Origin of the sequence: Kineosporia corallincola (assembly GCF_018499875.1) — a bacterium.
Lineage (GTDB): Bacteria > Actinomycetota > Actinomycetes > Actinomycetales > Kineosporiaceae > Kineosporia > Kineosporia corallincola.
This window is the reverse complement of the sequence record NZ_JAHBAY010000018.1, coordinates 124007-136621: the sequence shown is the minus strand read 5'-3', so window position 1 is coordinate 136621 and position 12615 is coordinate 124007. Positions and strand designations below refer to the sequence as shown.

1 protein-coding gene (running past one end of the window) is annotated in these 12615 nt (G+C 73.8%); it reads left to right on the top strand.

Annotation, left to right across the window (positions count from 1 at the left end; genetic code table 11):
- On the top strand, window positions 1-12615 hold the 3' end of the coding sequence (locus tag KIH74_RS32055) for a pentapeptide repeat-containing protein (RefSeq protein WP_214160161.1). 39555 nt of this gene lie to the left of the window's left edge; the window shows 12615 of its 52170 coding nt (coding positions 39556-52170); its start codon lies beyond the left edge, outside the window; its stop codon occupies window positions 12613-12615.

The following is a 12615-nucleotide window of genomic DNA, read 5'->3' as shown; positions in this document are numbered from 1 at the left end:
GCCGGTGGCCGCACCGTCTTCATCCGGGTGAACGCCGAGATCACCACCGGGCCGGTCGTTCCCGTCGGTGGCCTGGTGATGTGGGTCGCCGCGGGGAACGGGCACGAGAACTCCGACCGGGTCTTCGTCGAGACCGTCCCGATGGCTCTCTCGCACGAGGCGTCGCACCGGCTCGGGCTGCTCGACCACTACCCGGCGCACCGCTACGACGCGGACCCGCTGCGCTACGCCTGGCGGCGGATGCACGCGGGCGAGGGAACCGCCGAGCGGCCGGCCTACTTCCAGCCGGGCATGCTGGACGCCGGTCCCTCGCTGATGGGCGACGAGCTCGACGTGCCCCCGACCCTGCGCAACCTGCGCACCCTCTACGAGCTGGTGCTCGCGGGGGACCGCGGGCTGATCACCGCCGGAGCGGCGCACTGGCTGGACGTCTACGACCTGACGGCCTCGCACGCCGGGCTGGTGCGCGCGGTGCGCGACGAGCTGGACCGCCTCGGCCGGTCGGCGCGGTTGCTGCCGATGGTGGACGACGCCCGCGACGGCTGGGTGGGCGGGCTTCCCACCGATCATCCGCTGGTCGTCGCCGCCGACCCGGCCCGGGTCCGGGACAGCGGCCGCACGTTCTCCGAGACCGAGACCGTGCTCACCGCGCCGGGTCTGCCGGACACCGAGGCGATCCGGCTGTGCTTCGAGTTCTCCGGCCAGCAGGCCGATTCCGGGCACCCGCCGGTGAATGTCACGATCGGCCGCCCGGGCCTGCTGGAACCGGACGACATCACCTTCGACTACGCCGCGTACCTGCGGCTCGACCTGGCCCTGGCCCGCAGCCGGGAGGCGTTCCACGCACCGGTTCCCGGCCCGGCGGAGCCGTTGCTGATCGAGCCGGCCGACCTTCAGACCTTCCTCGACCAGCACCAGGAGTCCCGGGTGCTGGAGAAGCTGCTCGAACCGGAGCTGGCCGTGGACCACCTGAAGGCGGTGCACGAGGAGGCCGGGCTGGACGAGCCGGCCCTGCCCAAGGGCCTTCAGACCACGCTGATCTACTCGCTGCGCGACATCACCGTGGACGAGGGGACCTGGCAGGACGCCGGCGAGAAGCACGTGATGAATGTGCGTGCGTCGGTGCGGCGTTCACCGGCCGGGGAACCGAAGGCCGGGCCGCACAGCCGGGTGCACACCGCCACCGAGAACAGCATGCTGCTGCGCTACCAGGGCGGTTCCACCACCGAGCGGGTGCCGGCCCAGGTCACCGTGCCGGTCCCGGCCTTCGGCCTGACCCTGGTGCCGAGTGTGCAGGCCCAGCCCTGGCGCCGGACCGGCGCCGACAACGGCCTGACGATGATCTCCACCAGCGCCACCGAGACCCAGCACGACGGCGCGGTCGCGCCGACCGAGCAGCAGTTCCTGGTGGTGACCCTGACCGTGCACCGCAAGGCGGCCGACGGCACCCCGGGGGAGCAGGTCGCCCAGGTCACCCGCGAGCACCCGGTGGTGATCACCTCCGAGCCGGTCCGGCCGATCCACGGCGAGGCGGTCACCCTCACCGCGGACCAGCGGATGGCCCTGGCCTCCCCGCTGACCGCCCATCCGGGCCTGGGCTGGGCCCCGGCCCCGGCCCAGGCCCGGATCGAGGGCGTCGTCGGCATCGCGGGCCTGGCCCGGGCCCGGCGCGCGGCCGTCGGCCGGCTCGGCGAGCAGGACCAGGCCGGACCGAGCATCGACGCCCTGACCACGGCCGGCTCACTGGGCAACGCGGCGCGCTCCGGCGTGGGCGTGGCCTCGGCCGCGGTGACCGGCCCGAAGCGCTGGCTCGGCCTGCGTTCCGGCCTCAGCACCCGGTACCTGACCTCGGCCACGATCGAGGCGCTGCGCCCGATCGGCCTGCTCGAAGACACCGACCTGAGGCTGCGGACCGACCTCACGTCGTCGGCCCGTTACACCGATGCCCGGGCCCGTGGCCTCACCCTGGCCGGCACCTTCACCGCGGTCGCCGGGGTGCCGGTGCTGAACTTCGCCTCCGGCGAGATCATGCTGTCCGGCACCTGGGAACACGGCCGTTCCACCACCTTCGACCTCCAGCACGGCGTGGAGGAGACCCACACCACCCACGGCGACACGGTCATCTACCTGGCCCGGTTCGCGGTCCGCGACAAGGTCTGGGACCCGGCCCGGAAGCGCTGGGCCGACAGCCTCACCGGAGACCGGCGCGAGGAGCTCCCCTCCGCCGTCGGCCTGGTCAGCATCCCGCTCGGCGAGGCCCGCCGGCTGGGCCTGCCGCTCGGCGATCTGCCCGTCACCCGCCTGACCGTGCCCGGCGTGCCCAGGGCGCTGCCGGCCCCGGGCGACGCGTTCGAGCTGCTCGGCCCGGACAGCTGGTCCCCGCTGGCCGGTGCCGCGGTGCTGCCCGCGCTCTCAGCCCATCTGGTCGACGACGTGACCCGGGCCCTCGGCACGATCGGCGGCACCGCGATCCTGCGGGACCCGGCCAACCACAACCTGATCCGCAGCCAGCTCGGTGCCGCCGCGCTGCGCCACGGCACCACCTTCACCGTGCGTGGCCCCTCGCAGTGGCGGCACCGCACCCGGGAGGCCGTGGTCGAGGTCCGGCCGCGGCTGAGCCGGCTGCGGGACTGGCTGACCGAGCTGGAGGGTGCGCGGGTCTCCGGCTCCGTCACCGACACCGTGCAGCGCGGCATCTCCCACTTCAACGGCTTCACCCTGATGGGCCATGCGGCCGGGCGGGCCCTCGGCCCGAGCGCCGGAATCGGCTGGACGCTGTCGTGGCACCGCACCCAGAGCACCACCACCACGCACACCGTCGTGCAGGCCCCGGTCTCGCTGCACGCGGCCGACGCCGCCTCCGCCGTGGTCACCTACGAGGTGTCGGTGCGGCTGGTGCGGCGCCGGGCGCTGCCCCTGCTGGCCGACGTCAGGGAGCGGCTGGGCGGTCACCCGGACCGGCGAGAGATCCTGGCCAACACCGGGTTCGCGGTCAAGGCCCCGGCCCAGGCCCGGGTGCACGAGCTGCTCACCCGTGCGCTCGGCAGCACCGCGCCGAGCCTGCCGACCGGTCACACCGGCCCGGTGCCGGGCTCGCAGACCCTGCTCTACCTGCGCGACACCGAGGTGCTGCTGCGCCTGGTCCGGCGGATGATGAGCCGGGCCGGCAAGCCACACGTGCTGGAGGCCTGGGCCGACCAGATCAACGCCACGTTCGGCCGGCACACCCTGCCCGGCATCACCGCGGCCGGTGGCCTGGCGATGAGCATCGCCGGGCTGTCGGTGAAGACCAGGGTCACCAGCCTGGGCAGTGAGATCGTCGAGTTGGTGGCCGATCTGGGCCGTCTGCTCAAGGTCAAGGACGGCACGATGGCCCTGGGGGAGCGCCGGTTCGACCACGGCCCGTTCGCCTTCACCGGGCTGTTCGGCCAGATCCGCCCGGAAGACATCCAGTCCACGCTCCAGAGCACCGCGCAGGGCCGCACCTCCTACCGCTGGCGCCGCACCGCCTACCACTCGGTGTTCGGCTACGTCACCTCGACGCTGGAGCTGGAGGCCGGGCACACCGTGTCGGCGCTGATCCGGCACACCCTCGCGTTCGAGGCCGACGTGCAGCGGCTGCCGGTGCCGTTCGCGGTGCGCCCGCGAGGCCGGGAACCGCGCGCCCAGGCGGCCGAGCAGCAGCTCGCCGGGCTGCTGACCGCGGTGCCGATCACCGATCCGTCGCTGGCCGGGCTGATCGCGCCGTCGGTGGTGCGGGGCGGGCCGCTGCCGCTGGGCGATGCCCTGTTCCTGGCCGGGAACCGGGACGCCGACCGCGGTTTCGCGCTCGGCCAGGCGGTGACCACGCAGGTCGAGGGCTTCGAGGCGGACCGGGCCGGGCAGATGTTCCGGGCCTTCCTGCTCACCCTGCCGTCCGGTCTGCGCGCCCGGCTGTTCCCGGAGTCCGGCCCGGACCGGGCGCACAACCGGGAACGGGTCGAGGCACTGCTGCGCGACCCGGACCGGCACGGCACCACGCTGCTCGACGGCGTGCCCACCGACGTGCTTCCCGAGAACAGCCGCTCCGACGTGCGGATCGGCCGGGTCACGCTGCGGTTCGTGCCGCGCACCGACGTGCTGATCGAGGGCCTGGACCTGGCGCCGGGCTCGATCACCACCGAGGTCGACAACGCCGCGATGGACGGTTCCAGCCACCTCGGCCGCTGGAACACCGAGGTGAATGTCGGCCCGCAGATCACCATCTCGCCCGGGTCGGAGGGCGGCAACAGCCAGTTCGCCGGCACCCAGGCCGGTCAGGGCGCCGGACTGCACGCCGGTGCGGTCTCCGGCACCTTCAGCTCCTCGTCGGTGCGGGAGCGCTCGACGATGGGCGCGGCCGGGTTCTCCCGGTCGGTGAAGCACACCACCACGGGTGTGCGGGCCGTCGCCTCGATGCGCGGCGACTTCGAGCTGGTGCTCGACATGGTGGACGACGGGGAGCGCCGCCAGTTCGGCGTCGTTGCCGAGAACGTGACCTTGCGGAGGCATTTCGATGCCCAGGGAATGACCGCGGCGAGCGTCCAGGCCGGTCCGGTGAGCGTGCGCAAGGTGCCCGCTTCCGGCCCGCGCAAGCTGACCAAGACCCCGCCGCCCGGCGTCGGGGTGCCGCCGGACCCGGCTGCCGCCGGGGCCGCCCCGTGGCCGCACCTGCTGGCCGCGCCGGAGCCGGTGGAGGGCCGCGAGGCGCTGCGCCGGGCCCTGCGCCAGGCGGTGTACTCGACCGTCGGAGGTCAGGTGGCCGACCGGTTCGCCGCCGACCTGCGGGTCGCCGACATGACCTCGGTGGCGAGCGTCCACAGCCTGCTGCGCAGCGTGGTGGAGAAGCCGACCGAGGTGCTGCGCGGGGTCACCGTGCAGGCCGTGATGCGCAACCCGCGGGTGCTCGGAACCGTCGGTGAGGCGGATACTTTCGTCAGCGGCTCGGCCTCGGAGGTGCTGGAGCCGCCACCCGCCACGGAGTCGGACGAGCGCGACATCCGCACCCGCACGCTCGGCGCCGGCTCGGCCGGGGTCCCGGTGATCAGCGCGGTCGAGGCCACGGCCACGCCGTCGCTGCCGCTGCCGGGGGTGCAGTCGACCAAGTACGTCGGCGATCAGCTCGGCGGAAGTGCTTACGGCGGTGAGAAGATCGGCTACCGCGACGAGCACGCGGTGCTGGTCTACGACCTGCGCTACATCGTGAGGACGGAGCGCGAGACCTTCCACGTGGAGGTCCCGTCCGGTGCCCGCATCCGGGTCCCGGTCTCGCTGCTGCCGGAGATCCGGCTGCCCGAGGGGCACGCCCCGATCGTCCTGCCGGAGGGGGCGGCGCAGCCCTCGGCCGAGCACGCCGAGCTGCGGGCCCGGCTGACCGAGCTGCACGACCTGGTCCAGGCCCGGCTCGCCGTCCAGCACCGGATCGACCTGCTGATCGCGGAGCACGCCGGCGTGGTCGGGGTGATCGGCGCGGCCGAGACCGAGAAGGGCGAAAAGGGGGACGACGAAAAGCAGCTCACCCGCACCGACCTCGACGCTGATCCACGTGAGGAGGAGATCGGCCGGCTCCGGGCCGAGGCGGCCGGGCTGGACGCGCGTCACGCGGACCAGCTGAAGGTGACCACGGCGGCCCTGGAGCGCTGGAAGAGCGCGAAGCAGGCGGCGGACCGGGTGTTCGAGCCGTCCGCGCGGCAGCAGGCACAGATCCTGGAGTCCGGGCCCGGGGCGGGAGACCTCGCCTCGTTCGAGCAGCGCCTGAGCGGGCCGTTGCCCGAGTCGTGGGCCACGCTGATCGACGACGGGTCCCGGCCAGGCCGGCAGGCCCTGGACACGTTCCTGGCGGCGCGCCGGCCCGGCACCGGCGTACGGATCGCCCGGTTCGAGGGCATCGCCGGTGGCGACTGGGTGGTGCGCGGCGACGGTGAGGTGCTGAGCCTGACCCCGGCCGGGCAGGACCCGGTGAAGCTGCCCCGGCCGCTGCCGAACCAGCTGGTGGTCGCCGTCGCGGGGTCCGGTCAGGACGCCGGAACCCTGGACGCGGTGCGGCTTCTCGTCGACCAGCTGGCACCGGAGCGACGGGCGAACCTGCACCTGCTGCTCGACGGCGCGCCGACCGCGCTGGCCCTGGAGCTGGACCGCACCTACGGCATCCGGACCGTGCTCGGGGGTGAGCCGGCCGCGGTGGAGGCGCCCCGGCGCGCGCCCTGGTACACCGACTACGGCGTGCTCGGCAATCTCGCGGTCTACTCGGCCGACCTGCCCACCACCGACACCGTCGCCACCGCGATGGCGACCCGGGCGCTGGAGGGCGTGGACTTCGGGGCCGTGGTGCAGGGCCTGGGGGCGGCCAAGGCCGCCGCCAGGCTCGCCGTGGTGCGCGACACCGCGGTGAAGCACCTGGCCGCCGCGCTGAAGGCCTCGGACCCGGCCACCCTGCTGGCCGCCCCGGACACCGACATCGACCGCTGGACCGAGATCCTCCAGAAGGGCGTCTCGTTCGAGGTCGGCGGCCACCTGGTCTGGCTGCGCCCGATCCCGTCCGGCTGGGCCGAGATCCCGGAGGTCCCGGGGAGCGGGCGCACCTATCACGTGAGCTTCGGCGGCTCCTCGGCCGGCCGGATGAACCAGGCCGACACCACCCGGCACGTCGACGTCCTGGTGAACATCCTGTTCGGCCTGGCCGCCTCGGAACCGGTGCGGACCGTGATGGTGGGGGCCCCGCGCTTCTCGCCGTCCACCTCCTCGGGCACCCGCCACACCCGCAGGACGATGACCGTGGCCGGGCGCAAGCTCCTGGACTCCGCCGAGCCGGAGTTCGCGGCCGACGTGCACTTCCGGGTCTTCGTCGACGGGCAGCCGGTGGTGTCCTCGACGAACCGGCTGGACCGGCTGATCACGGCGACCCTGCCGTCGTCGTCCCTGCGTGATCCCCTGGCCGCGGGTGTGCGGCCCGAGGGTCCGCCGGCCCCGCCGGAACACCGGGTCCAGGCCGCGCGGGCGGCCCGGATCGGGCAGTTCCACGCGGTGATCACCGCGGTGCAGACCGAGCCGCTGGCCACCGGCATCGCCCAGAGCCTGCTGAAGGCGGGTCTCCCGGCGGGGCAGACGGCGCCGGTCATGGACGCGACCCTGGCGGCCACGCTGGGCGAGATGGCCCTGACCAACCGCTCGCCGTGGTTACTGAGCAGCGGTCTGGCCGGCGACCTGATCTCGGCGAGACGTACCGGTGGCCGCGGCTTCTCGGTGCACCCCCGGGTCACCCTGGAACTGCTCCGGCTGGAGCTGGAGGGCTTCGCCGTGGGCACCGTGCGCGACGACAGCGGGGTCAGCCGGTCGGCGCAGCGGGGCGAGTCGTTCCGTAGCGGCTTCAAGCAGTCGTACGGTGCCCAGGCGGGCGGCATCGAAGCCGGTAACCTGAGTGGGAAGGGTTACCTGCACGGCGGTTTCACGATCAACCTGACCCGCTCGCACCACCTCGGCACCGAGCTCCAGGTGATGCCGAAGGCGACGCTGTCGCGCAAGGTCCAGATGGCCCGCTACCGGGCCCTGACCCGGATCACCGTGGAGTTCACCGGGCCGCAGGGCGTGGGGTCGAAGATGCCGCCGCTCCTCGTCGAGGCGATGGCCGAGGTCGCCGTCCCGGTGCCGCAGATGGCCGGTTTCGAGCGGGCTCTGCTCGGCGAGCAGGTCTCGGTGGTGCCCGCGTACCAGGTCCCGGCGGGTTCGCGGCCGGTGGTCCCGCTCCGGCCGGCCGAGCACGACGGCCTGATCCGGGCCCTCGACCGGGTCCGCTCCGGCCAGGAGGCCGCGGCCGGATGGCAGCCGGCGGTGGGGCGGCGCGGTGTGCGCACGCTCGACGAGCTGCGCGTGCTGGCCGCCACCCTGCACGAACCGGTCGTGGTGCGGCGGCTGGAAACCGGTATCACGCAGAAGAACTCGGCGGTCTGGCGGCTGGCTCTGGAGCTGGCCGGGCACGGCCGTGCACAACTGCGCGACGCCGACCACACCCCGATCCGGCCGGCCGAGGGCTCGCTGACCGCGGACGAGTACGAGTTCGCCCTGCGTCGTCCCCGGTTCCAGGTCGTCGTGGGCCCGGACGACTCGGTGGCCGGGCCGTTCCCGACCGACCGCGTGCTGCGCACCCCTGACGGACGCGAGCCTGCCGCGCTGGCCTCCGGCCGCGGACCCGGCCTGGGCCACGGCACCCGGCTGACCGGCGCCGAGGCCGTGCTGAACAGCGTGCGCGACGCCCTGATCAACCGGCTCGGCGACCGGCTGCTCGGCTCGGCCCAGTGGGCCCAGATCGACCGTGAGCTGGACCTGAACTTCGGGGTGCCCGCGCTCCAGGCCGACCTGGTGCAGACGCTGACCGGCGTGGTCTACCGCACCGGGTTCGGCCGACAGCGGATCGAGGTGATGGTCACGGGCGAGTTCGGTCCCACCCTTGGCGTGGACGAGTACGAGCTGATCGTCAACTCCCGGGTCACCTCGGACTCCGTGGCCACGGCCGAGCGCGACGACTCCGACAGCACCGAGGTCGGCATCGACGGCCGGGCCCGGCTCGGCCCGAAGAAGGCCGGGCTGGAACTGGGCCGGATCTTGATCGCGGGCGGGCGTGACCGCGTGCGCAAGACCGGCATCAGCACCGGGGCGAAGGGGTACCGGCGCACCGAGACCGAGGGCGTCGTCGCGGAAATCGTCAAGGCGATGGGCTTCCGGGTCGCCGTGCGGGTGTACACGCCGGACAAGGCCGCGCGGGTGGACGAGTCGCTGTTCCGGGGCTTCGTCACCGGCGACGACGTGACCGGCCGGGTCGCCGTGCCGGAGCCGCACCAGCCGCACGCGCGGGTGCCGCTGGGCCGGCTGATGGACGTCGGCCGCACCGCCGAGCTCCTGGTGGCGCCGCCCGCCGGGCTGGTGACCAGCCTGGCCCCGGCCGCCCCCGGGGTGTTCGGAAAGCTCGTCGCGATGCCGGAACTGGCCATGTTCATCGGCCGCGAGTGGGCGTACGCGACCGGACAGCCGCAGCCGCGCGAGCTGTGGGACCTGCCCGAGGAGATCCTCGACGCCGCCCGCTCCACCTCGATCGAGGCCCAGCTCGGCGCCTATGTCTCCGAGGACGGCGTGAGTATCGCCCTGCCGGAGGCCGACGGGAGGTCCTGGACCCTGCGGATCTTCGCCCGGCCGGTGCACCTGGAGCACGAGCGCAGCTCCGACGACGTCGAGCTGGAGCACTACGCCGCCGCGATCACCCGGGTCGGTCGCGGCCGGTCGGACGGCTGGCACGTCGCCGGCGGCGTCGCGGTCGGCCCGCGGATCCGGACCAAGCACACGCCCAGCGTGGGCGGGGACTCGGGCGAGCTGATCGAGGAGGAGTCGCGCCGCGGCACCGACGCGGTCAAGCTCCAGGTCGAGGGTCACGCGATGAAGAAGTGGGCGAACGACAACGAGGACCGGGCCGGCGGCGCCGACGTGGTGCGGGCGACCTACTCCGGCCTGATGCACTCCTACAACGCCGGCCTGGTGTTCGGCGTCAGCATCACCCGGTCGCAGGACGGCGGGCACCGGGTGCGCGGCGGGCAGACCCGGTATCTGCACGTCGAGCGGGCCCTGGACCTGGTGGTGCCGGACCGGCTCGCGGAGCGGCTGGAGCTGCCCCGGCCGGCCGCGGCTGAGGAGGCCGAGGACATGAGGGGCGGCCCGCTGCGCAGCGACCCGCCGGACCTCGGCGCCGCACTGGTCACCGATCGCACGTACCTCGACGCGAACCTGGCGCTGGGGTCCTCCTACTCCGAGGCGATGGAGGCCGCCGGCGTCCTGCCCGGCGTGGTCGGTCTGCTCAAGGGCAAGGGGGTGCTCGGCAAGCACGAGGAGCGCACGGCCAGCCCTCAGATGCAGATCCTGCGCGCCCGGTTCTCCGAGGAGAACCTGAACCGCCAGCACCTGCTGCTGCTCGGAACCGGCGTGGTGGCCTGGATCCCGGTGCCCCGGGCCCTCGGCAGCGTCGAGTACGTCGGGGTGCGGGTCAGCGCGGAGCCGCTGCCGGCCGACGAGGTGCGCCGCCGGCCGGACGTCAAGCTGATGGTCCGGACCCAGGCCCTCGACGGCACCACCGAGAAGGAGACCGAGCGCAGCACCGCAGGTTTCGGCGGTATCGCCTACGCGGCCGGGTTCGCGCCGAGCTGGCTCGGCGGCGGCACGGTCGAGGCCGGGGGCAGCTGGGGCCGCGGTGAGCAGAGCGCCGAGAAGGTCGACGCCAAGGCGATCTCCCGGGCCACGATGCGTGACCGCTCCTACGAGTTCCGGCACCCCCTGCGGTTCCGGATGGAGGCCGTCGGCACGCTGGAGCTGCCTGCCGGCATCCGGCACCTGCTGTCGCTGGCCCGCGGCTCGTTCCTGGGGGTCGCCGGGATGATGAGCGCCCTGGCCGGTGACGACGCGCTGCGGCTGGCCGCTGCCCGGTACTGGTACGCCGGGCGGTCGCTGTGGACGACCGACCCGGCCCACACCAACGGCTCGGCCACGCTGATCGTGCCCGAGCACGTGACCCGGCAGGAGACGCCCGCGCCGGGGCAGAGCCTGGTGATCCCGGGCCGCACCCCGCGCCCGGGCCAGGACGCCCGGGCACAGGACATCGCCGCCGACCCGGTCAGCGCCGGGGTGGCGGAGGTGGTCCAGCCGGTGGCGCTGCCCGCCGACCTGGTGATCGCCGCCTACGCGCCGCTGGTCACCGTGAAACCCGAGCACCTGTCGCTGGATCCGGCCGCCGGGCCGCGCGGCTACGAGCTGGCCACCGGTCGTGGGGCGGTGCTGGCCGAGGCGACCGGCAGCACCAGCCTGCGGGCGCGGGCGATGAAGATGCTGGCGCACACGCACACGGTTCCGCTGGCCAAGGGCGACGTGACGATCGGCCTGCGGGTCAACCGCGCGGTGCGGCTGACCGAGGCCGAGATCAAGGGCCGCAACTACGTGCAGACGGCCACGGACGTGGAGCACGAGCGGGAGTCCTCGAGGGGCCTGCACTTCCGCGTCGACGCGCTCGCCGGTGAGCACCACCACGAGCAGCACCGCGCCGATGAGGGCGAACTGGGCCTCGGCACCGACACCGAGACCTCGGCGGCGTTCGCCAGCGACTCCCGGAACGTGCTGGAGCGGAACTTCGAAAAGACCCAGGAGTACGTGTACTTCGCCTTCGACGTGACCGTGGCGCTGCACGGTGCCCGGGGCGCGCACCTGGCGGTGGACGTGCCGGCCGGCTTCATCGGCCGGCTGCCCGCCGCGGCGGTCATGGTGCTGGGAGCGCGGCCGGAGTTCGCCGGCTTCTTCGACGGCCCCGCCGTGCCGGTGAACGAGGAGGAGCCTGAGCCGACGGACGTCGAGGATGGGCCCGTTCTGGCGGAGGTCGAGGAGCCTGCCGCAACGGTGGTCGTGAAGCGAACCGTTCTGGAGACGATCGAGGAGGAGCCCAGTTCAACGGTGATCGAGCCGGAGACCCTGGCCGGGAACGCCTTCGGTGGGCATACCCCCTACGGTGAGGCCGTCGAACCCGACGCCCAGGAGGAGCCCACACCCGTGACCGAACCCGTGAACGCCGCCGACCGGAACCGAGCTGCCGTCCAGGATGACGCCGGGCCGGTGGGTGACGCCACGGCCGTCGGACGCCTCGAGGTGACCAGCCTGACCCGGCAGTTCGCCGGGCTGATCGGCCCCGGGCGCGCTCCGGCCCGGGACCGCTGGTGGGAGGCCGTGACCGCGCAGGCACTGGAACAGGCCGAGGAGTACACCATCGCGGCCCGGGTCCGGATGTCGATCGCGGCAGGCAAGATGGTGCTGTCGCGCCTCGACGACGCCCCCGGCGGCGCGCTGCTCGACCCGGAGACCCGTAACCAGATCCGCTCTGACCTGTCCCGGATTCTGGCGGTGCTGCTGCTGGAGGAACGCCTCGGCCTCGGCACCGACGACGACGAGACGCCGGAGACCGAGCCGATGACCCCGGAGCGCGCACTCCCGGTCGGCGAGCTCGCCACCCAGCTGATCGAGCACTACTTCGAGCTGGGCCGGCCGGTGGCCCGGCCGAAGCCGGCGAAGGCCGCGGCCCCGGTGAAGCCGCCGGTGGTGCACGAGGAGACCGGTCCCCAGCAGCGCAGCGGCGCGACCGGCGCGGACGTGCTCGGGGCTCTGCTCGCCGGTACCGCCGCGCCGACCAGCCCGCTTCCGTCGGCCGGCCCGCTTCCGTCGGCCGGCTCCGAACCGACCCCGGCCTCCGGTCCCGTCGCCGGGAAGGAAGAATCGGCTCCGGCGGTGGTCCCCCCGGTGCACCCGGGCCCGGTCGACGACGCCGACAACGACGACGCCGACAACGACGACGACGCCGACAACGACGACGACGCCGACAACGACGACGACGCCGACAACGACGCCGACAACGACGACGACGCCGACAACGACAGCGACAACCACAACGACGCCGACAGTGACGCCGACGCCGGCACCCGTGCGGACGGCACGGCGGCGGCGCCCGCGTCGTCCACCGTTGACAATCCGGTGACCGACGCCCTGGCGCTGCTCGCTCTGCCCCCGGAGGACGGGAAGAAGTGA